This is a genomic window from Sinorhizobium alkalisoli, from assembly GCF_008932245.1.
Taxonomy (GTDB): Bacteria; Pseudomonadota; Alphaproteobacteria; order Rhizobiales; family Rhizobiaceae; genus Sinorhizobium; species Sinorhizobium alkalisoli.
Window position 1 is genome coordinate 1,081,689 of sequence record NZ_CP034910.1, and the last position, 24,583, is coordinate 1,106,271.

Annotated in this window: 26 protein-coding genes; 1 reads left to right on the forward strand and 25 read right to left on the reverse strand. The window is 63.4% G+C overall.

Annotated features, from left to right (window positions below; all coding sequences use genetic code 11):
* Positions 1 to 51 precede the first annotated feature (51 nt).
* The 4 genes from EKH55_RS22750 to EKH55_RS22765 all read right to left on the reverse strand — a co-directional run bounded on the left by EKH55_RS22750 (position 52) and on the right by EKH55_RS22765 (position 2,649).
* On the reverse strand, positions 52 to 516 hold the full coding sequence (locus tag EKH55_RS22750; protein ID WP_151613259.1) for a DUF6130 family protein: 465 nt from the start codon (positions 514 to 516) through the stop codon (positions 52 to 54).
* Between the two features lie 295 nt (positions 517 to 811).
* Positions 812 to 1,804 carry a thioredoxin-disulfide reductase gene (gene trxB, locus EKH55_RS22755; RefSeq protein ID WP_151613260.1) on the reverse strand — a complete coding sequence of 331 codons (993 nt, stop codon included), beginning with the start codon at positions 1,802 to 1,804 and terminating at the stop codon, positions 812 to 814.
* A gap of 56 nt (positions 1,805 to 1,860) precedes the next feature.
* Complete coding sequence (locus EKH55_RS22760) at positions 1,861 to 2,016, reverse strand: DUF1127 domain-containing protein (protein ID WP_151613261.1); 156 nt, start codon at positions 2,014 to 2,016, stop codon at positions 1,861 to 1,863.
* Positions 2,017 to 2,118: 102 nt separating this feature from the next.
* Positions 2,119 to 2,649 carry a YkgB family protein gene (locus EKH55_RS22765; RefSeq protein WP_151613262.1) on the reverse strand — a complete coding sequence of 177 codons (531 nt, stop codon included), beginning with the start codon at positions 2,647 to 2,649 and terminating at the stop codon, positions 2,119 to 2,121.
* Positions 2,650 to 2,934: 285 nt separating this feature from the next.
* Here EKH55_RS22765 and EKH55_RS22770 point away from each other — a divergent pair, with 285 nt between their 5' ends.
* Positions 2,935 to 3,549 (forward strand): TetR/AcrR family transcriptional regulator, encoded by a 615-nt coding sequence (locus EKH55_RS22770; protein ID WP_069461293.1) that lies wholly within the window; start codon positions 2,935 to 2,937, stop codon positions 3,547 to 3,549.
* 370 nt (positions 3,550 to 3,919) lie between these two features.
* Here EKH55_RS22770 and EKH55_RS29495 read toward each other — a convergent pair whose 3' ends face one another.
* From EKH55_RS29495 to EKH55_RS22870, 21 genes are all read right to left on the reverse strand, one after another.
* Positions 3,920 to 4,066 carry a hypothetical protein gene (locus EKH55_RS29495; protein WP_192803893.1) on the reverse strand — a complete coding sequence of 49 codons (147 nt, stop codon included), beginning with the start codon at positions 4,064 to 4,066 and terminating at the stop codon, positions 3,920 to 3,922.
* Positions 4,067 to 4,132: 66 nt separating this feature from the next.
* The gene (locus tag EKH55_RS22775) at positions 4,133 to 5,431 is read right to left on the reverse strand and encodes an amidohydrolase family protein (RefSeq protein ID WP_151613263.1); all 1,299 of its coding nucleotides are present in this window, start codon (positions 5,429 to 5,431) and stop codon (positions 4,133 to 4,135) included.
* A gap of 23 nt (positions 5,432 to 5,454) precedes the next feature.
* Complete coding sequence (locus EKH55_RS22780) at positions 5,455 to 6,399, reverse strand: ABC transporter permease (protein WP_069461291.1); 945 nt, start codon at positions 6,397 to 6,399, stop codon at positions 5,455 to 5,457.
* Entirely contained in the window at positions 6,396 to 7,445 is a 1,050-nt protein-coding gene (locus EKH55_RS22785; protein WP_069461290.1) for an ABC transporter permease, read from the reverse strand. Before EKH55_RS22785 ends, EKH55_RS22780 begins: the two co-directional genes overlap by 4 nt.
* A complete protein-coding gene (locus EKH55_RS22790) occupies positions 7,435 to 8,961 on the reverse strand; it encodes an ABC transporter ATP-binding protein (protein ID WP_151613264.1) in 1,527 nt (508 codons plus the stop codon). The genes EKH55_RS22785 and EKH55_RS22790 overlap by 11 nt, the downstream gene beginning before the upstream one ends.
* Entirely contained in the window at positions 8,958 to 10,373 is a 1,416-nt protein-coding gene (locus tag EKH55_RS22795; protein ID WP_151613265.1) for an amidase, read from the reverse strand. The genes EKH55_RS22790 and EKH55_RS22795 overlap by 4 nt, the downstream gene beginning before the upstream one ends.
* A gap of 11 nt (positions 10,374 to 10,384) precedes the next feature.
* Positions 10,385 to 11,371 (reverse strand): BMP family protein, encoded by a 987-nt coding sequence (locus EKH55_RS22800; protein WP_069461287.1) that lies wholly within the window; start codon positions 11,369 to 11,371, stop codon positions 10,385 to 10,387.
* A gap of 270 nt (positions 11,372 to 11,641) precedes the next feature.
* Positions 11,642 to 12,553, reverse strand: coding sequence for an ABC transporter permease (locus EKH55_RS22805; protein ID WP_151613266.1), 912 nt, complete (start codon positions 12,551 to 12,553; stop codon positions 11,642 to 11,644).
* A complete protein-coding gene (locus EKH55_RS22810; RefSeq protein ID WP_151613267.1) occupies positions 12,550 to 13,650 on the reverse strand; it encodes an ABC transporter permease in 1,101 nt (366 codons plus the stop codon). The genes EKH55_RS22805 and EKH55_RS22810 overlap by 4 nt, the downstream gene beginning before the upstream one ends.
* Positions 13,647 to 15,173 (reverse strand): ABC transporter ATP-binding protein, encoded by a 1,527-nt coding sequence (locus EKH55_RS22815; protein WP_151613268.1) that lies wholly within the window; start codon positions 15,171 to 15,173, stop codon positions 13,647 to 13,649. Before EKH55_RS22815 ends, EKH55_RS22810 begins: the two co-directional genes overlap by 4 nt.
* 3 nt (positions 15,174 to 15,176) lie before the next feature.
* Positions 15,177 to 16,274 carry a BMP family ABC transporter substrate-binding protein gene (locus EKH55_RS22820; RefSeq protein WP_192803882.1) on the reverse strand — a complete coding sequence of 366 codons (1,098 nt, stop codon included), beginning with the start codon at positions 16,272 to 16,274 and terminating at the stop codon, positions 15,177 to 15,179.
* A 25-nt stretch (positions 16,275 to 16,299) separates the two neighbouring features.
* Positions 16,300 to 17,679, reverse strand: a complete 1,380-nt coding sequence (locus EKH55_RS22825; RefSeq protein WP_151613270.1) for an amidohydrolase — start codon at positions 17,677 to 17,679, stop codon at positions 16,300 to 16,302.
* Positions 17,680 to 18,339, reverse strand: coding sequence for a glutathione S-transferase family protein (locus EKH55_RS22830; protein ID WP_151613271.1), 660 nt, complete (start codon positions 18,337 to 18,339; stop codon positions 17,680 to 17,682).
* Positions 18,336 to 19,178: an aromatic ring-hydroxylating oxygenase subunit alpha gene (locus tag EKH55_RS22835; protein ID WP_151613272.1), complete on the reverse strand. Its 843-nt coding sequence runs from the start codon at positions 19,176 to 19,178 to the stop codon at positions 18,336 to 18,338. The genes EKH55_RS22830 and EKH55_RS22835 overlap by 4 nt, the downstream gene beginning before the upstream one ends.
* The gene (locus tag EKH55_RS22840; protein WP_151613273.1) at positions 19,175 to 19,828 is read right to left on the reverse strand and encodes a Rieske 2Fe-2S domain-containing protein; all 654 of its coding nucleotides are present in this window, start codon (positions 19,826 to 19,828) and stop codon (positions 19,175 to 19,177) included. Before EKH55_RS22840 ends, EKH55_RS22835 begins: the two co-directional genes overlap by 4 nt.
* Before the next feature lie 150 nt (positions 19,829 to 19,978).
* Positions 19,979 to 20,248, reverse strand: a complete 270-nt coding sequence (locus tag EKH55_RS22845; RefSeq protein WP_151613274.1) for an acylphosphatase — start codon at positions 20,246 to 20,248, stop codon at positions 19,979 to 19,981.
* Between the two features lie 332 nt (positions 20,249 to 20,580).
* On the reverse strand, positions 20,581 to 21,165 hold the full coding sequence (locus EKH55_RS22850) for a HupE/UreJ family protein (protein WP_151613275.1): 585 nt from the start codon (positions 21,163 to 21,165) through the stop codon (positions 20,581 to 20,583).
* 25 nt (positions 21,166 to 21,190) lie between these two features.
* Positions 21,191 to 21,715 carry a hypothetical protein gene (locus EKH55_RS22855; protein WP_151613276.1) on the reverse strand — a complete coding sequence of 175 codons (525 nt, stop codon included), beginning with the start codon at positions 21,713 to 21,715 and terminating at the stop codon, positions 21,191 to 21,193.
* 10 nt (positions 21,716 to 21,725) lie between these two features.
* The gene (locus EKH55_RS22860) at positions 21,726 to 22,931 is read right to left on the reverse strand and encodes an agmatinase family protein (RefSeq protein WP_151613277.1); all 1,206 of its coding nucleotides are present in this window, start codon (positions 22,929 to 22,931) and stop codon (positions 21,726 to 21,728) included.
* Complete coding sequence (locus EKH55_RS22865; protein ID WP_151613278.1) at positions 22,924 to 23,730, reverse strand: ABC transporter ATP-binding protein; 807 nt, start codon at positions 23,728 to 23,730, stop codon at positions 22,924 to 22,926. The genes EKH55_RS22860 and EKH55_RS22865 overlap by 8 nt, the downstream gene beginning before the upstream one ends.
* A complete protein-coding gene (locus tag EKH55_RS22870; RefSeq protein WP_151613279.1) occupies positions 23,727 to 24,551 on the reverse strand; it encodes an ABC transporter permease in 825 nt (274 codons plus the stop codon). The genes EKH55_RS22865 and EKH55_RS22870 overlap by 4 nt, the downstream gene beginning before the upstream one ends.
* Positions 24,552 to 24,583 lie beyond the last annotated feature (32 nt).

Below are 24,583 nucleotides of genomic sequence, written 5' to 3' on the forward strand. Positions count from 1 at the left end.
TTCAGGGCCGCGCAGTTGTCAACTGCGCGGCAGCGCGTCGGAGAGCGATCCTCAGTGCGTGTGAGGAGCCGCCGTGTCGGGGACGGTGAACGTATGCGTCACCTCCTGCCCGGGGATCACGTTGTGATTGGCGTCGACCAACCGGATATTCACCTTGTGCGGGCCGGGCGGGAAATTGGCTATATCGACGGTGTTGTTGTCGCTCGCGTCTGCCCACCACCACGGCAGGTCATCGACGATAACGTGGAGATGCCCGATGCGTGGAGACACGTCGACGGCGCCGGCTCCGAACACCGGTACGATGCGCAGGTTCTCCACCCGGTACTGGGCCCAGTAGACACCCTGGGCAATCCCTTCGGGAAGCGGGGGGTCGACGATCAGCTTAGGCGCGGGCTCGTTCTCGACGGCGACATAGGGTGAAGGGCCGCGGATCTCCCGCGCGCTCTGGGCGAATGCGCCGGTTGCGAGCACAGTAGCGGCGGTGGCGGCGGCAAGGGTCTTGATGAGCAGGATCATTTCAATCGTTCCTTTGGTTCAGAGAGATCCATCTCATGCCGGACATCAACATGAGTCCGGCAAGCGAAAGACCGAATAGCCATGTCGCGGGATGCTCTCTTTCAGACTGTGAGCGAACGATCCCAGTTCATGCCTCGGTCTCACGGCTCGCTCTCGGTCCGAACCGTTGGGCGAGACTGACGCATGCTCGTATCTTGAATGTGTTCGGATGCCCGCAAACTGTATCGCTATGTAGGAGCAGGGGCGATCCAACACCATCGAGCACTGCGGCCGGAGTCTCCTCTCGTCGCCGACCTTAGGCTCCAACCATCTCCCTTTCACGCGCCTCGATCCCGACTGGATCTGGCGACTGCTCGGCCAGAAACTTCTCGGCTTCAAGGGCCGCCATGCAACCCATGCCGGCGGCGCTGATCGCCTGACGGAATATCGGGTCGATGACATCGCCGGCGGCCAGCACCCCGGGGACGGTTGTTTTCGTCGACCACGAGCCGACCTTGATGTAGCCGTCCGCATCCATGTCGAGCTGGCCGCGAAACAACGCGGTTGCAGGATCGTGTCCGATCGCGACGAAAAGGCCGTGCGTGGACAGCTCCGTCACGTCGCCCGTCTTCACGTTGCGGATCCGAACGCCGGTCACCGACTTCCTCGGCTCGTGCTCGCCAATGACCTCGTCGATGACGTGGTTCCAGACGACTTCGACATTCGGCTTCGCTAGGAGACGGTCCTGTAGGATCGACTCCGCGCGGAAATCATCGCGGCGATGAACGACCGTGACCTTGGAGGCAAGGTTCGACAGGTAGAGCGCTTCCTGCACGGCTGTGTTACCGCCGCCGACAACGACCACTTCCTTGTTTCGGTAGAAAAAGCCGTCACAGGTCGCGCAAGCCGAGACGCCGAAACCATTGAATGTCTTCTCAGAGGGAAGACCAAGCCAGCGGGCCTGGGCTCCCGTCGCGATGATGAGTGCATCGGCGATGTACGTGTCGCCGGAGTCGCCCTTGAGACGGAACGGGCGCTCGGAGAGATCGACGGAGGTGATGATATCGTACACCACCTCGGTGCCGACATTCTCCGCCTGCTGCCGCATCTGCTCCATGAGCCACGGGCCTTGAACGGGTTCGGCAAAGCCGGGGTAGTTCTCGACATCCGTCGTGATGGTGAGCTGGCCGCCCGCCTGCAGTCCGGTCACAAGGAGCGGTTTCAGGTTGGCCCGGGCAGCGTAGATGGCGGCGGTATAGCCGGCCGGTCCGGCCCCGATGATCAGGACCCTGGCGTGATGCGTGTTCATGAGGTGATCTCCTTCTGCGCAACGGTCCGGGATCAGCCGTGACGCAGTCTCGGGGTTCATTGGTCGTATTGCCGGCGCGCGACTACCTCGATTTCGTTGCGGGTAATGCCGACATCCTCAAGCAAGTGATCGTTCAATTGCGTGAACGCGCGAAGGGTCCGGCGATAGCGCTGATGGGCGCGGATCTTAGACAGAACATAGGTCAAATACATGGGACGTTCCTTTCGTTGAACCGACCGGCAAGGCCGATCTGGGAATGGTGGTTTCTTTCACTGCAATATGCGGGCGGAGGCGGGGCGTCGCCCTCTTTTTGGTCAGGCCTTGGTTGAGCGGAGCGCCGCAAGCGAGTCGACGGCAATCCAGAGGGAGAGGGCGAGCAGGCCGATGTCCTTGAGCAGGAACTGACCGGCAGCGACCGAAATCGCCGGAAAGCCGAGCTCCGGCACGGTAACTCCCGGGGTCGTCACCATGAAGCTGAGCGTGGTCGCGAACAGCCCGGCCGAGAGCAAACCGCCGACGAGCGAGTAAACCGGGTTGACGAGCCGTGCCGCGATCAGGGCGCCGATGCCGAGTTCGAGGAAGCCGAGAAGGCTTGAGAAGTCCCTTACGCTGAAGAGCGAATAGGTCCAGCTCAACAACGGACTGTTGCCGACCAGGCCGATCAGCCCTTCCGCTTCATAAGCGGTGAACTTCATACCGCCGAACCAGCCATAGATCACGACCAGCGATATATAGAGCCCAGCCGCACTGACGGTCCGGCCGTGGTGCTCGGCCAGATCGAGGGAAACGGCGCGAGCCTGCGCGCGCGGATGGGACGCGGCGCTGCGGTTAGGAACATGAGGCATTGTCTTCTCCTTGGGTTGTCCGCGGTGGGCGATCCGCCCGGCTGATGCGGATTAAACGATACCGATCAGTATCGAATGACGGAAAAAGTATACCGATCTGTTTCGTTTTGCAAGGGCGAGTTCTGAAAGGATCCCGGCCTTGTTCCTTGGGGAACTCTTGTTCCTCGGGGTTGCGGTGAGCCGGAGGAGGTGCTCGCTGCAGGGAACGCCGCAGAAAGCCCTTGTATTTGCCTCCCGTGACCGCTAAGCAATGATACAGATCTGTGACGTATTGCAAGGACGATAATGCGCCGTTCGGAAATCCGGGACCACCTGCTCGAAACCGCACTGCGGCTGTTCAACCAGCACGGCTATCACGCGACGGGTGTCGACCTGATCATCGCCGAGGCGGGGGTGGCCAAGACGACGCTTTACCGGCACTTCGAAACCAAGGAAGACCTGATCCTGGCCGCGCTTGAAAGGCGCGACGAGGAGGACCGCAATGCTATGCGTGCCTTCGTCGAGCAGCATGCGAGCGATCCGGTCGAGCGCCTTCTGGTGACGTTCGATTTCCTCGAAACTACGGTCCGCGACAAGCAGTTCCGCGGCTGCATCTTCGTGAGCGCTGCGGGGGAGCATAAGGACACGGTCAATGCCGTGTTCCGCGCTGCAGTGATGCACAAGCGCTTGGTAATCGCCTATTTTGAGGAACTCGCCCATGCGGCGCGGTTTGCGGAGCCGAAGCGGATCGCGACCGAGATCAACCTGCTGCACGAGGGCGCGATGGCCGTCGCACAGATGACCCGCATCGCCGAGCCTGCGCGGCAGGCCAAACGCATGGCAGGCCAGTTGCTCGCGGCGGAAGAGCGGTCTCCGTCAGCCCGGGGAGAGGACGCAGGCCGGCGAACGCAAGCCTCCTGAAATCTCCCTCCGGCGCTGCATCGCCACGTCGCATAATGGATTAAAGGACCTGCGCCACTGCCACGGCGCCCCATCCGGCATTCACCTCCGACTGTGGTTGAAGGACCGTTCGGGCAAGTTCAGTATTCCGACGGCTCCAAGGCTGTTTCCGATCCTGACCTGCTGAGAGGAATAAGAAGTGCCCACTAATCGGGAAACACCGGAAATTCGGGGCCTGCGCCGCGAATGACCGCCTGGGGTCGACCTTTGACGTTCGCAAAGGGGCGAAGAACCGGCATTTGCATCCTCACTGCCGAAGCGAGGGTCGCGTCTACCCCGCCGCCGTGGCGGCGCAAATCTCCCAACTCCGGGGACGTCACGCAGGATCGCTTCAGCCCTTGAACGCGACACCGGAGCCGACGACGAAGTCCTTCACTGTGCCGGAGACGATGACGTCTCCTGGCCCGGCGTAATCGAGTAGACGCGAGGCAAGGTGTACGGCGATCCCGCTCAAGTTCGCCGGATGCTTACGATTCACATAGCCGATGTCGGTAAGCTTGGTGGTGTCCGCAACGGCTTCGCGAACTATCTGGATCGGTTCCGGTCAGCGCTGCTGCACCTGGGGAACATAATCGCGCGCCATCTCGACCGAGGCGGGGCGCCCGGCGAGGAAGAGCTCCCCGACGCGCGGCGCAGTCCTGGCAATGACCTTGCCCGCCTTCATGACGAACAGGCGGTTCGGCTTCAGCCTCAACGCCTCGGTGACGTCGCCCGCCTGCAGCACGACGAGATCTGCCTTGCAGCCGACGTCGAGGCCGTAGCCCGCGAGCCCCATGGTCTTCGCTGAATTGACGGTGATCGCGTCGAAGATCTTGCGCTTATCTTCGACGCCGGCCATCTGCGCGACATGGATTGCCATATGGGCGACCTCCAGCATGTCACCCGAGCCCATCGAGTACCAAGGATCCATGACGCAGTCATGCCCGAAGGAGACGTTGAGGCCGGCCGCCATGAGCTCCCGAACCCGCGTCATGCCGCGGCGTTTCGGATAGGTGTCATGCCGGCCCTGCAGCATGATGTTGATCAGCGGATTGGGGATCACATTGATCTCCGCCTCAGCCATTAGCGGGATGAGCTTCGAGACGTAGTAATTATCCATGGAATGCATTGAGGTGAGATGCGAACCTGCCACGCGCCCCTTGAGGCCGAAACGTACCGTCTGGGCCGCCAGCGTTTCGATGTGGCGCGACATCGGATCGTCGGTTTCGTCACAGTGCATGTCGACCGGCACGCCACGGTCGGCGGCGATCCGGCACAACGCCTCGACTGAGCGGGCGCCGTCTTCCATTGTCCGCTCGAAGTGCGGAATGCCGCCGACGATGCCGACGCCCATGTCGAGCGCACGCTCGAGCGAGGCGACGCCGTCGGGCGCGCGGTAATAGCCGTCCTGGGGGAAGGCGACGAGCTGCAGCTCGATGTAGGGAGCGACCTTTTCCTTGACCTCGAGCAGCGCTTCGGCCGTAACCAAGCGCGGATCGGAGGTGTCCACATGGCTGCGAATGTAGAGAAGGCCCTGGGTGACGGCGAGGTCGCAATAGCGCAGGGCCCGTTCGATGAGGGCTTCCTTCGTCAGTAGTGGGCGCAACTCGCCCCAGAGCGCGATACCCTCAAGCAGCGTCCCAGAGACGTTCATCCGCGGCATGCCGAGCGATAGCGTTGCGTCCATATGGAAATGCGGATCGCAGAAGGGCGGGCTGACGAGCCGGCCGGTCGCGTCGATCGTCTCGCCGGGGGTCGCGGCGATGGATTTCTCGATGGCTGCGATCTTGCCGCCGGTGATGCCGATATCGAAGCTTTCGCGGCCGTCCGGAAGATTCGCGTTGCGGATGATCAGGTCGAACATGGGTGAGGCTTTCCGGGTTTCGCTCAGCGCTCGCCGCGCCGGTAGGGTTGCATCAGGGCCTGCGGGACGCGGGCGCGCCGCGCCATCAGTGCCAGCGCCGCGATCGACAATAGATAGGGGATCATCAGGAAGATCTGGTACGGGACAACTCCGTTCAGCACCGTCTGTAGTCGAAGTTGAAAGCCGTCGAACAAGGCGAACAGCAACGCGCCGATCAGAGCGCGTCCGGGCCGCCAGGAGGCGAAAACGACGAGCGCAATGCAGATCCAGCCGCGTCCTTGCACCATCGTCGGGAAGAAGCTGTTGAAGGCCGAGAGCGTCAGGAAGGCGCCGGCGACACCCATTAGCGCGCTGCCGGCGATGACGGCGCCGTAGCGCATCGTCATCGGGTTGATCCCCTGTGACTCGGCGGCATGCGGATTTTCCCCCGCCATACGGATTGCCAGCCCAAGCGGGGTGCGGAAGAGCACGTAGCCGAGCACCAGCGCGAGCATGATCGCCACATAGGTCGGCGGCGTCTGCGTGAAGAGCGCCGGACCGATGAATGGGAGAGAGGAAAGCGCCGGCACGACAATCGGCTGGAAGGGATCGATCGTGGGCGGCGTGCCTGCCACCGGCACCAGCAGCCGGAAGACGTAATAGCTGAAGCTCGAAGCGAAAAGCGTGACGCCGAGGCCGGAAACATGCTGAGACAGACCGAGCGTGACGGTCAGCGCCGCATGCAGCAGGCCGAAGACTCCGCCGGAGAGGGCCGCGACCAGCAGGCCGGTCCACAGATCGGCGCCATTATAGACGGCGAGCCAGCCGATCATCGCGCCGAAGGTCATGATGCCCTCTATGCCGAGATTGAGGACGCCCGAGCGCTCACACAAGAGCGCGCCAAGCGTGCCGAGGATCAGCGGCGTGGCGATGCGCAAGACGGCAGCCCAGAGACCTGCTGAAGCGAAGATGTCGATCACGACGTTCATCGGCGAATCCTGTACTGGGTGAAGAAGACACCGACCAGCATGCTGATAAGCGACAGCGCCACCGTGACATCGGCTATATAGGAGGGGATACCCATGCTGCGGCTCATCCCGTCGGCCCCCACGAACATGATCGCAGTGAAGAGGGCTGCCAGCACCACGCCTAGCGGATGAAGATTGGCGAGCATGGCGACGACAATGCCGGAGTAGCCGTAGCCCGGCGAGAGATCCTTCGTCACGTAGCCTTGTACGCCCATGACCTCGAGAGCCCCAGCAAGTCCGGCGAGCCCGCCCGAAATGCAGGCCACCTTCACCAGGGTCCGGCCGAGCGGTACGCCCGCGAAGACCGCCCCGGTAGGATTGAGACCGGCTGCACGCGACTGCATGCCGAATACAGTGCGCGACTGCAGGAGGTGGACGGCGGCGGCGAGTGCGAGCGCGATCACAAGGCCGATATGCAGGCGGGATCGGGCGAGAAGCTTCGGCAGGATGGCGGCGTCGGCGACCGGTTGGGACTGCGGCCAGCCGAAAGCCATCGGGTCCTTCAGCACGCCGTCGATCAGCATGGAGACGAAGAGCACTGCGACGAAATTGAGGAGAAGCGTGGTCACCACTTCGTCGACGGAAAAACGCAGCCGCAGCCACAGCGGCACGAGCAGCAACACAATGCCAGCCGCCGCAGCCACGACCAAGAGCAATGGAATCTGCACGGCCGGGGCAAGGCCGCCGAGGAGATGCGAACTGGCTGCGGCGACCGCGATCGCACCGAGATAAAACTGACCCTCACCGCCGATGTTCCAGAGCCGCGCCCGGAACGCGACGGCCGCGGCGAGGCCGGTCAGAATGAGCGGACTCGCGCGCGTCAGGGTCTCCGTCGCCGAAAGCCGTGACCCGAAAGCGCCGACGAGAATGCGCCAATAGGCTTCCATGACGGGCGCGCCGGCAATGGCGATGAGGACGCCCGACAGAGCCAGCGCACAGAGAACGGCAAGGACGGGCGTCGCGATCACCAGTGCGACCGAACGATGTTCGCGTCGTTCAAAGCGCATGGGAAATCTCGTGCTCCTCGCTCCATTCGCCGGCCATCATCAGGCCGAGTTTCGTGGAGTTGACCTTGTCCGCCGCGACCGCAGGCGAAAGCCGGCCGTTGACGATGGCGTGAATGCGGTCGGCGAGCGCCATGACTTCCTCCAGGTCCTCGGAGACCAGGAGCACCGCGGTCCCGTCGCGTCTTGCTTGGAGCAGGCGGTCGTGCACCGCGGCGACCGCCCCCTCGTCGAGACCTCGCGCCGGCTGCGCCGCCAGCAGGATGCGCGGGCGGTCGATCAGATTGCGGCCGAGGATGAGTTTCTGCATGTTGCCGCCCGAAAGCACGCGGGTGCGCGTCGAAGGCTTGCCTCCGCGCACATCGAAGGCATCGATGATCTTGCGGGCGAATGCCTGGCCTGCCGACCTGTCGACGAGACCATGGCGCGAAAACCATGGAAGGCGCTCGAGCACCGCGTTCTCCCATATGGCCATTTCGCCGATCACACCTTCCTTGTTGCGGTCTTCCGGAATGCGGCCGATCCCTGCCTGGACTGCGTCTTGCACCGACAGGTCGCCGACAGGCTCGCCGAACAATACGAGGTCGCCCGTGTCGCGCCGGACCGTACCTGACAGCAGATGCGCCAGTGTCGCCTGGCCGTTGCCGGATACACCGATGACGCCGAGGATCTCGCCGGCGCGTAGGCTGAAATTGATCGATTTCAACCGCTCCACTCCGTCGATACTGACGCTGACGTCAGTGACCCTGAGCACGACATCCCCGGGCGTCGACGGCTCGCGCACCGGCCGGGCGACCTTGCGGCCGATCATCAGTTCGGCAAGCTCGGCCTTGTTCGTCTCCTTCGCCAGACGCTCGGCGACCTTGCGGCCGCCGCGTAACACGATGATCCTGTCGGCGGCGGCCATGACCTCGTCGAGCTTGTGCGAGATGAAGATCAACGAAAGGCCCTCGCGCGCCATGCCCTTCAGCGTGCGGAAAAGCCGCTCGGCCTCCAGATTGGTCAGTACAGCCGTCGGCTCGTCGAGCACCAGGATGCGCGCATCATTGTAGAGTGCCTTCAGGATCTCGACGCGTTGCTGTTCGCCGACCGAGAGGTCGCCAAGGCGCGCGTCCGGGTCCACGATCAGGCCGAACCGCGTGCTGATGCCCTCAAGCTTCTGTCGCGCCGCGTCCGTGTCGGATCGAAGGCGCCATAGGCGTTCTGTGCCGGCCATGACGTTTTCCAGCACCGTCAGGTTGGCGGCGAGCGAGAAATGCTGGTGAACCATGCCGATGCCGGCGCGGATCGCAGCGCGCGGCTTGCCGGGTGGCAATTCCTGTCCGTCGATCAGCACTTTGCCACTGTCCGGCACATAATGGCCGAACAGGATGCTCATCAGTGTGGTTTTGCCGGCGCCGTTTTCCCCGAGGAGGGCGACGATCTCACCTCTTCCAAGGCTCAACGAGATGTCGTCATTGGCCAGATTGTCGCCGAAGCGCTTACTGACGCCCGAGATGTCGAGAACGGCGTTGGTCATTGCATAAGTCCCGCGACGGCAAAGCGATGCTGCCAGCGGCCTTGCCTTTCGAGACGTGCCGCAAGGCTGAGGAGGAGGCGATCGCCCCCCATCGGCGCCGTGATCTGCACCGGCAGCGGCAATCCATCGCGATCAACGCCGAAGGGAAGCGTGAGCGCCGGAAAACCGGTGATGTTGGCGAGCGCGGCAAGCGGCGCAAAGGCCGTCATGCGCCGGATCTGCAGGTCGATGTCGTCGTGGTCGAACGGGAAGGCGCCGATCGGCAGGGGTGCCGACGCAAGCATCGGAGTCAAGATGCAGTCCACCTGGCCGAAGAGGCACCAGATCGCATGGCTTGCACGGACGGCGGCCTCGAGCGTGGCCCAAAGGGCGGTCGCCTCGAGCCGCGATCCATGGCTGACAAAAGCTTGCGTCAGCCGTTCGGCACGCCCGGCATCGAGACCAGCGGAGCCGACGAAACTGGCAAGGTTGACGGCGATGATGTCACGCAGCGCTTGGCCGCTCGCGCCGACGGCTGCGGCAAAGGCGCGCCAATGCATCGAGACGACGCTGTGGCCTTCCGCCTCAAGCACGCGGGCAGCCGCTTCGACGGCCTCGCTGCGTGCCGGATCGGTCGGGTAGTCCTCGCCGGTCTCGGCGAGAAGGCCGACACGCAGGGGGCCGGACGGGGCGGGCGCAAGCGAAGGATCGGCAAACGGTCCCCGGGCGTGCCCGGCCGCGGCGTCGAAGATTTCTGCAAGATCGCGGGCGGAGCGGCATAGCGCCAGTTCGCTGGCAATGCCGCCGAGATGATTACCGAAGGACGGCCCCGCCGGTATGGCACCGCGAGTGGCCTTAAGACCGAAGAGGCCGCAGCAGGCCGCGGGCACGCGAATCGATCCGCCGGCGTCGGTCGCATGGGCGATCGCCACGATGCCGGCCGCAACGGCGGCCGCGGCCCCGCCGGAGGAACCGCCAGGCGTTCGGGCGGCATCAAGGGGATTGCGGCAGACGGGGCCTGTCGCCGGCTCGCTTGCCAGCGCCAGGCCCATTTCCGGAACCGTGGTCAGCCCGAAGAAGCAAAGACCGGCGGCACGAAACCGGGCCGCCAGCGCGCTGTCATCCGCCACGGCAGGACTGCGATCGAGTAGGTTCGAGCCGGCGGCAACCGGAAGCCCGGCGAAGGGACCGCCGAGGTCCTTGGCGAGACTCGGAACACCGAGAAACGGCGCAATGTGCCTGCCGCTAGGCGCCTGGCGCAGGCGGATGTCGGCATGTTCCGCCGCCGCCCGTCCGAGCGTTGGGTCGAGATGGGCGATAGCACCTATTTTTTCCCACCGGCCGGCCGCAGCCAGGGATGCTTCCATGGCTTCGCCAGCGGTGAGGCGGCCCTCTCGGATCGCCTTTGCCAGAGAGGTTGCATCGCCGGCCATCGTCAAGCCGGTTACTTCGGCTCGTCCGTGATGCGCGGAACCTCGAAGGCGCCGGATTTGATCTCGGCACGTTTGGCTTCCATGGCCGATTCGGCCTCCGCCGGGGCTACGCCCTTCACATAGGCCACGTCACTGCCGCCTTCCCTGAGTAGGCCGAAGGCGGTGTAGTCCTTGCCGACCGGCTTGCCGGCGGCCACGTCGGCGATCGCGGCGCTGAGGATTGGGCGGAAGCCCCACAGAGCATTGGCGAAGACCGTATCGGGATAGCGCGGCGTGTAGTCGATCAGCGAGCCCACGGACTTGATGTTGCGTTCCTTGGCCGCGTCAGCCGTGCCGATGCGCTCGCCGAAGAGGATGTCGGCGCCGGCGTCAATCTGGGCGAGGCCGGCTTCACGCGCCTTCGGGGGGTCGAAGAAGGTGCCAATGAAGGTGACAAGGTGCTTGGCGTTCGGATTGACGGCCTTCACGCCTGCGGCGAAGGCATTGATCAGCATGTTGACTTCGGGGATGGGCATGGCGCCGACGGAGCCGACGACGTTCGACTTCGTCATCTTGCCGGCGAGCATGCCGGCCAGATAGGCGCCGTCATGGTTCCAAGTGCCGAAAACGCCGAAGTTGTCGCCGGATTCCTTGCCGCTCGAACCGAGGACGAAGGAGGTCTCCGGATAGTCGACGGCCACTTCGCGGGCCTGTTTCTCGACGGCATAGGCTTCACCGATGATGAGTTTTGCGCCCTGTTCGGCATATTCGCGCATAGCGCGGGGATAGTCCGTGCCCGAAACGCCCTCGGAGAAGACATATTCGATCACGCCTTCGGCGGCCGCATCCTGCAGTGCCTTATGCAAGACCGAATTCCAGGCGTTCTCGACCGGGGAGGCGTGGATACCAGCCACCTTTATCGGCGCGCTGGCGCGGACGGCCGGCGCGAAAGCGCTCACGCCTAGCGCCAAGCCCGACGCAAGCACATTGCGCCGGCTCATCATCAGATCTCTCGTCATGGATGCTGCTCCCCTTTTTTACCAATTGGTATAATTTTTATTGTGTCTAAAGTTTTGTCAAGCGGCGCGACTGACTAAAAATGCGGCAGCGAGCGACGTGTCCGGCATCTCGCGGAATTTGGATGTCGATACTTGCCTGTATCGGTCGTGAGCGGCGGCCTGAGGATATTGTAAGTGAGCAAGACGGAAATGTCATTTGAGGAGCCACTTCGTTCATTGCCGGTGGACGCCTGCTTCTCGGAGGCGATCAGAGCTCGCCTCACGTCACCTCTAGCGTTCGAACGGTTCGCCGAGCGATGCGACGCCATTCAACTTCAGCAGGCGCCGGTCTGCCGAAATGATGCCGAGTACGATGATCGTGACGAGATAGGGCAGGCTCGCAAGCACTTGTGATGGAACATCGAGTCCGGTCGCCTGGGCTGCGAGGCCCATGAGCGATACGGCCCCGAACAGGCATGCCCCCAGGAAGATCCGGCCGGTGAGCCATGTCCCGAAGACGACGAGTGCAATTGCGATCCAGCCGCGCCCGGCAATCATCCCGTCGGCCCAAAGAGGCGTGTAGACAACGGCCGCATAGGCTCCGGCAAAGCCCGCCATCGTTCCGCCAAAGGCAACGGCGGCGAAGCGTATGGCAGTGACCGAATAGCCGATGGCGTGAGCCGCTTTCGGGTTCTCGCCGGTCGCGCGGAGGACGAGGCCGACCTTCGTGTAGGCAAACATCACCCAGATGGCGAGGGTCGCGGCAAGGGACAGCCAGACGACAATGTCCTGAGTGAACAGGCGGCCGACCAGCGGGATTTCCGAAAGCCATGGCAATGCAAGCCTGGGAAGCCCCTTGACCGTGAGGCTTTCATAGGTCTTCCCGAACAGCGCCGAGAGACCCTGGCCGAGGATACCTATGGCAAGGCCTGTCGCCACCTGGTTCGCGCGAAATCCGAGCGCGATGAGAGCAAAAACGAGAGAGAGGACGGCACTGCCAAGACCTGCGGCGACGAAACCCAGGAGGTGCCCCCCGCCATGATAGACGACAATGAAGGCGAGCACCGCGCCGAACGCCATCAAGCCCTCGACGCCGAGGTTGAGAACCCCGGCCCGCTCAACTACCAGCTCTCCGAGAGCAGCAAGCAGAAACGGTGTCGCAGCCGCGAGCATTCCGGCGAGAATGAACTCGATGGCGTTCATGGCTGGCTCCGGTAGATGGGACGGTGCCATTCGAGACGGTATCGCACGAAGGCGATTGCGATGAGATAGGCGAGCAGCAGGCTGCCCTGAAAGACGCGGACCGCGGCGATCGGCAGATTTGCCGACACCATGGCATTATCCCCCCCGATGTAGAGGGCCGCCATGAACAGAGCGGAAGCAATGATGCCGATCGGATGCAGGCCGCCGAGATAGGCAACGATAATGGCTGCATAACCATAACCAGTCGAGATCGAGCGCTGCAACTGGCCGAGGGGACCGGCAACCTCGGCTGCACCAGCGAGGCCGGCGGCGCCGCCGCCGATGAGAAGGGAAAGCCAGATCGCCCAGCCTTCGCTGAACCCGGCGTAGCCGGCGGCACGTGGCGCAAGGCCGCCAACCTGGAGCTTGTAGCCGAGGAAGCTCTTCTGCATGAAGAGCCATGCCGCAATCGACAGGGCGAGTGTCAGGGGAAGCGAGACGTTGACACGGGTGCCTGCGATCAGAACCGGCACCATTGCATCATACTGGAACATCACCGACTGGGGGAAATTGAAGCCGTTGGGATCCTTCCAGGGGCCGAGGAGCAGGTAGTTGAGAAGCTGCGCGGCAACGAGGCTCAGCATCAGGGATACGAGGATTTCGTTTGCATTGAGCCTCACGCGCCAGATGGCCGTGATGGATGCCCAGAGGACGCCGCCGAGGACACCCAGCAACAGCATCATCGGCCAGATCCACTGGCCTGTCGCCTGCGGAAACCAGATGGGAATGGCCGAGGCGAAAATCGCGCCCAGGATGAACTGGCCCTCGGCGCCGATGTTGAAGACCTTCGTGCGAAAGCCGATCGCGAGCCCCTGTGCGATGAGGAGGAGGGGGCCCGTCTTCAGCAGCACCTCCGAGAAGGACGCCCAGGACAGGAACGGCTCGAAAAGCATGGCATAGACGACGGCGACGGGATCGCGGCCCATCAGGACGTAGAGCCCGATATTGAGGACGGTCGCCACGGCCAGGGCGACGGGAGGCGCAAGCAGTGTCGCGGCAAGCGAGGCGCGCTCGCGGCGGACGAGAGTGGGAAGGAAGGCCGCGGAGAAAGCGCTCATGCCAGGACCTTGGGGGCTGCAGCAGTATGTGCGCCGATCATGTGTCGTCCTATATCCTCGGGTCGCGTGTCCCGTGTCTCGAGCGGCGGGCTTAGTGTGCCGTGGTGCAGCACCTGGATGGAATCGCAGAGTTCGAAAAGCTCCTCGAGTTCTTCCGAAATGACGAGGATAGCCATGCCCTCATTGCGCAGCGCGACAAGCCGCCTGCGGATGGCGGACGCGGCGCCGACGTCGACGCCCCAGGTCGGCTGCGCCACGAAGAGCAGTTTCGGAGAGAGCATAATCTCGCGGCCGACGATGAATTTCTGCAGATTGCCCCCGGAAAGCGCGCCCGCTTCCGTCTCCGGGCCGGGCGTGCGGACATCGTATTGACGGATGCACTCGTTGGTAAACGCCTTCGCCCTCGCCTTGTCGACGAGACCGTACCTGAGAAGGCCGAGCGGATGTGCCGTCAGCAGGCTGTTGAGGACGAGCGACATTTCGGGCACGGCGCCCCGTCCAAGTCGGTCCTCGGGCACGAAGGCAAATCCAAGCTTCCGGCGGGCGGCGGCACCGAGCGTGCCCACGTCCTTTCCCATCATGTGGATCCGGTCGCGCTTTTCCCGCGGCAGCACCATTTCGCCGGATATCAGCGCGGCAAGCTCGCTTTGTCCGTTGCCCGAAATCCCCGCTATTCCGAGGATCTCGCCGGCACGCACCGTGAGGCTGATCCCGGAGAGCGCCACGGCAAAGGGGTCTTCCGGCCGATGGTCGAGGCCGATGATCTCCAGCCGCTTTTCCCTTCCAGACTGCGATACGGCCGGCATCGACTCCGGCATGTCGCGGCCGATCATCAGGCGGGCAAGGTCATGGGCATCGTGTTCGCGTGGGTCTATATGTCCCGTGACGCGACCGTCGCGCAGGATGGTCGACTTATCGCAGATGGCCCGAATTTCCTCCAGCTTGTGGGAAATGAACAGGATGGAAACGCCGCCGTCGCGCAGCCGCCGCAAGGTGTCGAAGAGCTTGTCGACCGACTGCGGCGGCAGGACTGAGGTTGGTTCGTCGAGGATCAAGAGCCTCGGCTTGGTCATCAGGCATCGGATGATCTCCACCCGCTGCCGCTCGCCCACCGAAAGCGCGTGCACAGGGGCGAGCGGATCGACTTCGAGGCCGAAGTCACGCCCAAGCGCCCGGATGCGTTCCGTGAGATCGGCTTTCCGGCCCGGTACAACCAGTCGAATGTTCTCCACGACCGTCAGCGTTTCGAAGAGCGAGAAGTGCTGGAAGACCATGCTGATGCCCTTGCGCCTCGCCTCGGCGGGCGAGGCAAGGTTCAAGGGCTCTCCGTCCCAGACGATGCTTCCCTCGTCTGGCTGCTCGACGCCGTAGATCAGCTTCATCAGCGTCGATTTGCCCGCCCCGTTTTCACCGAGCACCGCATGAATCGACTGTGGGGCTACGTCCAAGTCGATGCCTTGATTGGCATGGATCTGGCCGTAGCTCTTGGAAATGCCGCGAAGCGACAGGAGCGGGGAGGTCATGGCTCACTTCGGCAGAGGCGTGGTGACACCTTTCACGTGCCAGTCCATCGCGACGATCTCGCCATCACTGAGCGTTGCACCGGAGGCGACGCCTTCGCTGCCGTCGGCCTTGGCGATCGGCCCGGCGAAGGGCGAGAAGCTGCCGTCGGCGATCTTCGCTTCGATTTCCTTGATTTTCGTCATGACCTCAGCTGGTACGTCCGTGCTCCAATCAACGACTTTTACGACTTCATCGGTGACGCCGAGGAAGGCATTCGCACCTTCGAAGGTGCCCGCAATGTGGGCGTCAACCGAGGCCTTGAAGAACGGCGACCAGTCCGTCGCGACACAGCCGAGATAGGTCTTCGGAGCGTAGCTCTTCATGGAAGAGTTGAGATTGAACGCGTAGATGCCGGCCTCCTCACAGGCCGAGATGACGGAAGGCGTGTCCTGCGCGTTGGAAAAGATCACGTCGCATTTCTGGGCCATCAGAGCCTTGGCGGCCTCCTGCTCCTTGGCCGGATCGAACCACGAGTTCACCCAGACGACCGCCACCTCGATATCGGGTCTCACAGCTTGCGCACCGAGCGTGAAGGCGTTGACGGAGGTGATCAGCTCTGGAATCGCAAAGGCGGAGACCGAGCCAAGCTTGCCGGTCTTGGAGAGCGCCGCGGCCGCCATGCCGAGCAGGTAGGTCCCCTGGAAGTATTTCGCCGCGAAGGGCGAGAAGTTCGGCGCCACCTGGAAGCCGGACGCATGCAGCACGGTGACGCTAGGATCGCGACGGGCGATCTGCAGTGCGCCGTTCTGATAGCCGAAGGAGCCGGCGATCAGGAACTTGTTTCCGTCTGCAACTGTCTTGTTCATGATCCGGTCGGCGTCCGGCCCTTCGGCGATGTTCTCGATGACGGTGACCTTCACCCTGTCGCCATAGGCGGCCTTGACCGGCTCGAGGCCCGCGGCAAGCGCGCGGCCCCAGCCGACGTCGCCGACCGGCGAGGGGATCACAAGGGTGATTCCGAGCGGTTCGTCGGCGGCAAAGGCGGCTCGGCTGCCGAGCGCGCCGGCGAGGCCGGTGGCGGCGATTCCCTTCATTAATGTCCTGCGGGTGAGATTTGTCAGCATGTCGGTTCCCCTGTTTTGTGTCTCAGAATTCCACTGCCGCGAGAGCAGCCTCGGCCTCGGTGAAGAGCCGCGCCTCATCGAGCCCGATGAACTCGCCCTTCGCCCAGACGATGCGGCCGTTGATCATCGTCATGTCGGTCGGCATGCCGACGCCCACCTTGGCGATCAGGCTCAATGGATCGTGCCGTGTGCCGACGTAGTCCATGCGTCGCGTATCGATCGCGAAAAGGTCGGCGGCCATGCCGGGGGCAAGCCGGCCGATGTCGCGGCGGCCGAGGAGGGCAGCACCGCCAGCCGTGGCATAGCCGAGGAAATCGACCGGGGGCGGAACGGGATGCGCGCGACTCGACGCCGTCAGGCACTGCAGCATGTAGGCGGAGTGCACGCAATGCATCAGGTTTGAATTGTCGTTCGAGGCAGCTCCGTCGCAGCCGAGACCCACCCGGAGACCGAAGGCCGACATGGCAGGAATATCCGTCACCTCGGCGCCGACGAGGTAGACCGGTTCGGGGCAGTGAGAAACACCCGTGCCACTTGCTGCCATCGTTTGAAGTTCGTGGTGGGTCAGTTCCCAGCAATGGGCGTAGAAGGTATCGGGGCCGGCAAAACCGAGCTCGGCGCAGTAGTCCACCGTCCGCATGCCGTGTCGCGCCTCGATGACCGGGCTCTCGCCTTCGCCCACATGCGTGTGCAACTGCACGCCGCGATCGCGCGCCAGCGCCGCCGACTCCACGAAGGTCTCGCGGTAGCAGTTGACCGGCTGGCAGGGCGCGACCACGACCTGCCGCATGCTGAAAGGGCTGGCATTGTGATAGGTGTCGATCAGCCGCGCGCAATCGGCGATGAATTCGTCGGTCGTTTCCAGCATGGCGTCCGGGATGGTCGAGCCTTCGGACTTCGGCAGCGTGTTGCCGCCGCGGCCTGCATGAAACCGCATGCCGAAAAGATCGGCAGCTTCGAATTGCCGGTCGATCAGCCGTTTGCCGGCGTGCCGGGGGAAGCAATACTGATGGTCGAACGCCGTCGTGCAGCCGTGTTTGATCAACTCGGCCATTGCTGTCAGCGAGGCATGATAGAAGCAGTCCTCGGTCAGCCGCGAGAAGATCGGATAGATACGGTCAAGCCATTCGATGACCGACAGCTTCGTCCAATCGAGATCCGCGCGGTTGCGCACGAAGCACTGGAAGAAGTGGTGATGCGTGTTGACGAGGCCGGGATATACGAACCAGCCGGTGGCGTCGTGCGTGATCGTCCCGGCTGGCAATTCTTCCTTTTGAAGGTCTTCGCGGATTGCCACTATCGCAGGACCATTCGTCAGCAAATCGACGTTGCGGTAGACGGTCGGGCCGTTGCCCTCGTCCGCGATGACCGTCGCACAGTTCCGTAGCAGATGGCCGCCCACCTACGCCTCCCCCGCCTCGACATAAGGTTCAGGCCTGAGCTCATGCAGCCGGTGAATGCCAGGCATCTCGATGAAGTGTTCGATGCCGCGGATTGCGCGGGACCAGAGCCTGATGGCGGGATAAGGATCGAGCGGAACACCACCGTCGGGCGCGAGTGCGACGTAGGGAAAGCAGGCGATATCGGCAACGGTCGGCCGATCAGTCGCGAGGAACCGCATGCCGCGCAGGCCCTGCTCGACCAGGCCAGCCTCGAGCTCGCGAAGCGCCGCAATGCCCTGCGCTTGAAGTTTGGCGATGTCCCCCGGACGCAGCAGCATTTCATGAAGCCGCGCGCCTCCAAGGCTCGCCGTCAGCCGGTGCGAGAACGAAAGCCACTGCTGGACGCGCGCGCTTTCCTCCGGTGAGCCGTTGCCGAGCCATTCCGGCCCCGCCTGTGCGGCTAGGTAGACGAGCATGGCGGCGGATTCGGTAAGGATGAGATCGCCCTCGTCAAGGATCGGGATGGAACCCGCCGGATTGAGCGCCATGAGCTCAGGGCCGCGATGCTCGGCGCCGGGATGGAAGTCCACCGGCCGGATTTCCAGCTTCACGCCGATGAGTGCTGCCATCAGGCGCACCTTGTAGCAGCTGGGCGAAAGGACGTAATCGTAGAGCTTCATTGTGCCACCAGCTGTGCGCCATATCTGTAGTTGTGGCGTTTCAGCCAGCGCCGGTAGGCGACCGACGTCAAGTCGGCTCTCGTGGGGATTTCCATCCCTGGGTCGAGAGGCAGGAGCCGGGGGATCTGGTTTTCGAGAATCGACCGGTCCTGCAGGAAGATGGTCTGCTGGAAGTGGATGAGGTCGGTCATCGGCGTGACATCGTCGAAAAGAGCCATCCAGGGCCAAACGTCGCACAGGTCTTCGGCTAGCGGCTGGACGAAGAGGGCGATGACGTCCCATTCTCCGGGTCGAGGCGGGCACGTCTTGTAAAGGACGGAACAAGTCGGTGCCGGCACACGGTACATGTATTCGGTGGTGATGCCGCCGGTTGCCGATTTCGCCGCTTGCGGCTGATAGAATTTCACCTGGGTTGCCCAGACCTCGTCCTCATCCTGGCGAATTTCGACCTTGTAGTCCTGCACCTCCGTATGCGGCTCGGCGCCAAGGATATCGGTGTGCACGAAAGGGAAATGCGCGATGTCGAGGAAGTTCTCCACTGCGCGGAGCGGTGAGCAGCGGACCCGGACCACGCCGACTTCGACAAATCGTCGCCCGGGCTGGTCAGCTTCGGGAATCGCAAAAAGGTCTTTCCGCGGTTTGCCGAGCGACGACCAGACGTGACCGTAGCGGACGCGAACGGGGAGCGTTCGCCCATCTTCAGATGTTACCTTGACTTCGGCCCCGGGGGCGATTGCCACCTCGATCGGCTCTCCCATCAGGGCCGTTTTCCATCCATCCTCAATCTGGCTGAAGAGGCCGACGGGATACCACTCGTCGATCATGGCGTCCTCGGTCATGACGCGATGCCTTTCGCCTGAAGATATTCGGCCGTCCGTCGCAAGCTCTCGGTGGCACGGGAGGCCGCGACGCGCTGGGACGCACTGCTTTTGTCGTCCAGCAGAACATGGATCAGTGTTTGGTCGTCCTCCTGCGAGGCAAGCAGCAGCCGGATCTCTCGCGAATTCCGCGCCACCTGCCAGGCAAGCCCCTCAGGACCGGCCTTTGCGCCCGCCACAGCCTCAAGCACGGCGATGCTGGCATGCGCCGTCAGCGAACGCAACGGAGCAAGGCCTTCGAGTCGCGGCGGCTGTTTTGTGGGTTCTCCGACCGCCACCCATATGACCCCGCCGGACTCTTTGACCTCATGCGTTTCTACGCGGATCGTTTCCGGCGGCGTGAGAGCTGGATGGGCCGGGATGCGCAGACAGTTTCCGGTCCGGGCATAACTCCAGCCGTGATAGATGCAGGACAGAGCCTCGCCACGAACGAAGCCGTGAGACAGGCGCATACCGCGATGCGGGCAGCGGTCCGCCGAGGCCGCCGCATGCCCGGATTGACTTCGCCAGAGGGCAATCGGGCCGGCGGGTGTCCGTGCCGGCATGACGCTTCCTGCTGGCAAATCCGCGGAAAGAGCGACTGGCGTCCAGCCCGACGTATCGGATAGCATAATTAAACTTTCTGAACGATACCAATGCTTTACTGGTGCAAATCCAAAGTGTACGCGGACGGCTTGCTGCTCAGTGTCATCACGTTTGCATAATTATTCTGCACTGGCAATATTGATGAAATAAAAGGCAGTGGATGATCGAGCGGCGCGTTAGTCGCTTCCGCGGTCGATCGGTATGCGGTCAATCGTTTCGACCCAGACGTCGATGGGGCCGAGCAAGCATCCCATCTCCATCATGTCGATCAGATCCGCCGGTCCGGCGATCTCAAGTTCGATCCGATCCGGCTCGGCATGGGATACGGCCTGCGAGAGCCCGAGCTTGGCTGCATGGCGGCGGATCCAGGGAACGAATGAGGCCGCATCAACATCGCCACGGATCGTCATGCGTTCTCGGAGGTGGCTCTGTTGTCGCTCCGCCATGAAAGGCCTCGCAGTTTGAGTCTCTGGTCAGGACAACATATCGCGTGGATGCGCTTGCGGAAGCGTTTTCTGCGAGCGAGGTGTCGCGGCGGTACCGGCCAAGGAAGTCGGCGGTGCTGCAGCCCGCCTCGACATATGCGGCCTTCGCACTTGCCTTTATCACGTTTGCGCAGTGCTTTTTTCAACCTCGCCCTGCGCGCCGGTTGTCGGCCGGGGTGAGGCTGGATGCAGGCTTTGCAGACCAGCGAAGCGGGAAGCCAAACCCGCGAAGATGACCTGTCGCCAGCAAATCAACAAATCGGCTATTGGGCGCATATTCATCTCCTCGCGCGTTATGCAACGTAGGCGAGCCCGACACCGGCGCCCATGATCACCGTGCCAGTGAGGCGAAGCGCCGCCGCTGCGGCCACATCGTACCGGGCAGCCCCACGGTAAGCGGCGATGCCGGCCATGTGCAGGATCGCCGTGCCCCCGATAAAACCGAGGATATAGCCGAGGGGGGCGGCAGCCGGTCCCTCGGCTCCATGGGCCACGCCATGAAAGAAGGCGAAGGCGGCGGTGCCCGTAGCGGCCAGAGTGACCGGCACGTTCGCGTCTATGATCAGCGCTGCGCCACAGATGATCACGGAGGCGAGGATCGCCGCCTCGACGAGCGGCACGGTCATGCCGATCATGGCTACGGCTGCGCCCGCGACCATGGCCGAGATGAAGGCGACTGGCAAATGCCAGAGCGCCGAGCCGCCAAGCCGCGCGGCAATCAGTCCGACGGCGACCATGGCGAGCAGGTGATCAAGACCTGAGAAGGGGTGGAGAAAGCCGCTTTCGATGCCGCGGACATGGTCGCCGATATGGGCCAGGGCCTGACCGGGCAGAGTGATTAGGAGGGCGGCGAGCGCAGCGATGGTCCGGAAGATCATGGAGTTGCCTTTCTGAAGGAAGAATTCATTCGGCCGGTCCGATGTCGAAATGCGAGGCGTCAGTCCGGTCCTCGAGCTTGTGTGCCTCGGCGAAAGAAAGCCGGACGACCGCTTTGCCGTCGTGATAGAGGAACCGCAGGTCGTGGCGGCGTGAGGTCATGCGCGCGGGCAGCACGTCGTAGCGTACGCCGTTGCCGCCGAGGAGCGGCACGACCGCGCCGATATCCGTACGATCCGCAGTCTCGACACGAAGCAGATGCAGGGCGTTCCCGGAAGCGTCGACGCCGACGAAGGGAATGCCCGCAAGCCTCAGAAAACTCGTCGGATCACTCGCCCGGGCGAAGTTCTCGACGAAACTCGCCTCGACGAGATCGAGATCACGCTCGTGCGGCGGCGACAGGTCCTTGCTTTCGCGGCGATGCGGCACCTGCCATTGTACGGTGTCACGCTGCCTGTTATGGCCGGGACCTGCATGGTGGTCGTGATCGTGATCATGATCATGATCATGGTGGTGCGAATGCGCGCCGTGGTGATGATGTCCGCCGTGCATGGCCATCCCCTCAGAAGCTCACCGGCTTGTCGATAAGGTGCTTGTGGGAGCCGAGCTTGCCATGCGCTACGAGCGAACCAAGCGCTTCCACCACCACCCGCACGCCGAAAAGCGCCGTGATGTCGGAGGTGTCGTAGGGCGGGCTGACCTCGACGACCTCGAGACCGCAGAGCCCCTCTGCCGCAACCAGCCCTAGGATCTTCAGCGCCTCGCGCGGCAGGAAGCCGCCCGGTTCCGGCCAGCCCGTGCCCGGCACGAAACCGCAATCGATACTGTCGACGTCGAAAGAGATGTAGACGGCGTCGGCGTCCTTCCAGGCGAGCTCGAGCGCAATCTCTGCGGTCTTCTCGGGACCGAGCTTTTCGATGTCGTCGATCGTCAGCACATTGGTGCCGCGCTCGCGCGCCACCTTCACGCCGTCGCGCGGCACCTGCCAGCCGCCGATACCGAGCTGGACGAGATTTTTCGGCGAGACGTTCGGAAGATTGGTCGCCCAGAACCACGGCGTCGTGTGCATGCGCTCGTCGAGATCCTTTTCCTGGATATCGATGTGGCGATCGAAATGGATGATGCCAATGCGTTTCGAGGTGCATTCGGCAATGCCGCGCACGCAGGGAAAGCCGATCGAGTGGTCGCCGCCGAGCATGATCGGCAGCGCGCCGGAGGAAAAGACATGGGCGACGCCGCGGGTGATCTGGTCGAAGCTCTTTTCCAGATTGGCTGGAATGGTGAAGACGTCGCCGGCATCGCAGAGTGTCATCTGTTCGCGCAGGTCGACGCCCATTTCATAGTTATAAGGCGTATAGAGCGCCGAGATGCGGCGGATACCCTGCGGTCCGAAGCGCGTGCCCGGACGATAGGTCGTGCCACTGTCAAAAGGGATGCCGAGCACGGCCGCATCGTATTTGCCGACATCGCGGACATTTTCGACGTAGGGGGCCTTCAGGAACGTGTTGATGCCGGCGAAATGCGGCAATTCGCCCCGCGCAAAGGTCGGGATCGACTTGTCCGTCAGGCTCTCCGATCCTGGCAGGCCCATTTCGAGCGCCCATTGCTTTTCCCGCCCCCAGCCCTTGCCGGTTAGCTTTGCCTCTGCCTCGAGCGCCTTCCAGCCCTGGCTGTCGAGCATGTTGAAGTCCGGGTGGTGCCGGCGCTCGCGAACGGGCGTCCCGATCGCGCCGGCGCGGCGGGATTGGCGGCTTCGGGGTTCACGCATGGGGCATGCTCCTTTTCGTTTCCTGAGACGTGGTGCTGGGCTCGAATGGCCGCGAAAAGCCGAGAACCGGGACGGGCCCGTCGCGGCTCAAATCGAGATCGTAGATGATGCGAGCGCCATAGCGCTCAGGCGCTTGCGGATCGATGCGCGGCCTATCGAAGGCGAGCAGCCGCGTCCCGAGACCGAAGGCCTCCTTGAGATCGTGGGTCACCATGATCACGGTCATGCTGCGCTCGCGCCAGAGCGGCTTGATGAGCGCGTGCATCTGCGCCCTTGTGCCGGGGTCCAGCGCGCCGAAGGGCTCGTCGAGCAGCAGCACTTTCGGCTTCCTGGCGAGCGCCTGAGCGATCGCCAGCCGCTGCTGCTGCCCGCCCGAAAGCGCGCTCGGATACTTCCGAGCGTGCGCGCTGAGCCCAACCGCTTCAAGAAGCGCTTCCGCCTTCTCGCTGGCCGCCTTTCGCTTCGCTCCAAACAGCTTGGCCGTGAACGGGCTATCGGCGAATTCGAAGGCGATCAGGACGTTTTGCAGAACGTTCAGGTGGGGAAAAACTGAATAGCGCTGGAAGACCACGCCGCGGTCCGGGCCCGGCTCGTCCGGCAGCGCCGCGCCATCAAGCGTGATGACGCCGCGCGTCGGCCGCTCCTGCCCGAGGATCATCCGGAGAAAGGTCGATTTGCCGCAGCCCGAGGGGCCGACGACGGAGACAAAGGCGCCGGAGGCGATGTCGAGCGAGATGCTTTCGAGCACGATCTGGTCGCCATATTCCATCCAGACATTGTGGACACGGATCTCGCTCATCGGCGCGCCTCCTGGACGTAGGCCCAGGGGAAGGCGTGTCGGGCTACACGCGCCAGCAGCCAGTCGATGAGATAGGCGATGAGGGTGATCCAGGCGACGTAGGGCAGGATCACGTCCATGGCGAGGTAGCGCCGGACGAGGAAGATGCGGTAGCCGAGGCCGCTCTCGGCGGCGATCGCTTCCGCCGAGATCAAGAAGAGGAAGGCTGGGCCGAGTGAGAGCCTGAGCGCCTCGATGAGCCGCGGCATCGCTTGTGGCAGTGCAACGCGCAACAGCAGTTGCCAGGTGGAGGCGCCGAGCGTCTGCGCCTTGACGATCTGCTCGCTCGGGATGGCGGCGACGGTCATGGCGAGGTCGCGAACGAGAAACGGTGCAATGCCGATTACAATCAGCACGACCTTGGAGAGTTCACCAAGACCGAAGACGATGAAGAGCACCGGCAGGATCGCCATCGGCGGGATCATCGACATAACGGCGACCAGCGGCGACAGCCCGGCGCTTGCCACCGGAAGCAGCCCGAGCGCCAGCCCGAGCACCAAGCCGATGGCGGCGGCCGCCCCGAGGCCGATGAACAGTCGCTGGAGGCTCGCCGCGGTATCCGACCAGAGGGTCAAGTCTCCCGACCGGCGGTCGGGCTCTGTCGCCAGCCGGTCCATGCTCGTCGCCATTTCCGTGATCGGTGGCAGTAGCTTGTCGCCCGGATTTGCTGCCCGCCGTTCCGCCGAGACGACGACGTAGAGGCAGGCGATCAACAGGAAGGGCAGGAGGGCAAGCAGAATCCGAGTTCCCGATCCCGGGACGATATTGACGGCACGTCGCATGAAGCCTTCCCATCATCTGGAGAATATCTCGG

Coding starts and splice junctions, on each gene's coding strand:
- EKH55_RS22770 (WP_069461293.1), top strand. CDS start 2,935: ATGCGCCGTTCGGAAATCCGGGACCACCTGCTCGAAACCGCACTGCGG.
- EKH55_RS22850 (WP_151613275.1), bottom strand. CDS start 21,165: ATGATCTTCCGGACCATCGCTGCGCTCGCCGCCCTCCTAATCACTCTG.
- EKH55_RS22790 (WP_151613264.1), bottom strand. CDS start 8,961: ATGACCAACGCCGTTCTCGACATCTCGGGCGTCAGTAAGCGCTTCGGC.
- EKH55_RS22835 (WP_151613272.1), bottom strand. CDS start 19,178: ATGACCGAGGACGCCATGATCGACGAGTGGTATCCCGTCGGCCTCTTC.
- EKH55_RS22765 (WP_151613262.1), bottom strand. CDS start 2,649: ATGCCTCATGTTCCTAACCGCAGCGCCGCGTCCCATCCGCGCGCGCAG.
- EKH55_RS22810 (WP_151613267.1), bottom strand. CDS start 13,650: ATGAGCGCTTTCTCCGCGGCCTTCCTTCCCACTCTCGTCCGCCGCGAG.
- EKH55_RS22860 (WP_151613277.1), bottom strand. CDS start 22,931: ATGCGTGAACCCCGAAGCCGCCAATCCCGCCGCGCCGGCGCGATCGGG.
- EKH55_RS22775 (WP_151613263.1), bottom strand. CDS start 5,431: ATGTTCGACCTGATCATCCGCAACGCGAATCTTCCGGACGGCCGCGAA.
- EKH55_RS22830 (WP_151613271.1), bottom strand. CDS start 18,339: ATGAAGCTCTACGATTACGTCCTTTCGCCCAGCTGCTACAAGGTGCGC.
- EKH55_RS22870 (WP_151613279.1), bottom strand. CDS start 24,551: ATGCGACGTGCCGTCAATATCGTCCCGGGATCGGGAACTCGGATTCTG.
- EKH55_RS22805 (WP_151613266.1), bottom strand. CDS start 12,553: ATGAACGCCATCGAGTTCATTCTCGCCGGAATGCTCGCGGCTGCGACA.
- EKH55_RS22840 (WP_151613273.1), bottom strand. CDS start 19,828: ATGCTATCCGATACGTCGGGCTGGACGCCAGTCGCTCTTTCCGCGGAT.
- EKH55_RS22845 (WP_151613274.1), bottom strand. CDS start 20,248: ATGGCGGAGCGACAACAGAGCCACCTCCGAGAACGCATGACGATCCGT.
- EKH55_RS22785 (WP_069461290.1), bottom strand. CDS start 7,445: ATGCGCTTTGAACGACGCGAACATCGTTCGGTCGCACTGGTGATCGCG.
- trxB (WP_151613260.1), bottom strand. CDS start 1,804: ATGAACACGCATCACGCCAGGGTCCTGATCATCGGGGCCGGACCGGCC.
- EKH55_RS22865 (WP_151613278.1), bottom strand. CDS start 23,730: ATGAGCGAGATCCGTGTCCACAATGTCTGGATGGAATATGGCGACCAG.
- EKH55_RS22855 (WP_151613276.1), bottom strand. CDS start 21,715: ATGCACGGCGGACATCATCACCACGGCGCGCATTCGCACCACCATGAT.
- EKH55_RS22815 (WP_151613268.1), bottom strand. CDS start 15,173: ATGACCTCCCCGCTCCTGTCGCTTCGCGGCATTTCCAAGAGCTACGGC.
- EKH55_RS22800 (WP_069461287.1), bottom strand. CDS start 11,371: ATGACGAGAGATCTGATGATGAGCCGGCGCAATGTGCTTGCGTCGGGC.
- EKH55_RS22750 (WP_151613259.1), bottom strand. CDS start 516: ATGATCCTGCTCATCAAGACCCTTGCCGCCGCCACCGCCGCTACTGTG.
- EKH55_RS22760 (WP_151613261.1), bottom strand. CDS start 2,016: ATGTATTTGACCTATGTTCTGTCTAAGATCCGCGCCCATCAGCGCTAT.
- EKH55_RS22795 (WP_151613265.1), bottom strand. CDS start 10,373: ATGGCCGGCGATGCAACCTCTCTGGCAAAGGCGATCCGAGAGGGCCGC.
- EKH55_RS22780 (WP_069461291.1), bottom strand. CDS start 6,399: ATGAACGTCGTGATCGACATCTTCGCTTCAGCAGGTCTCTGGGCTGCC.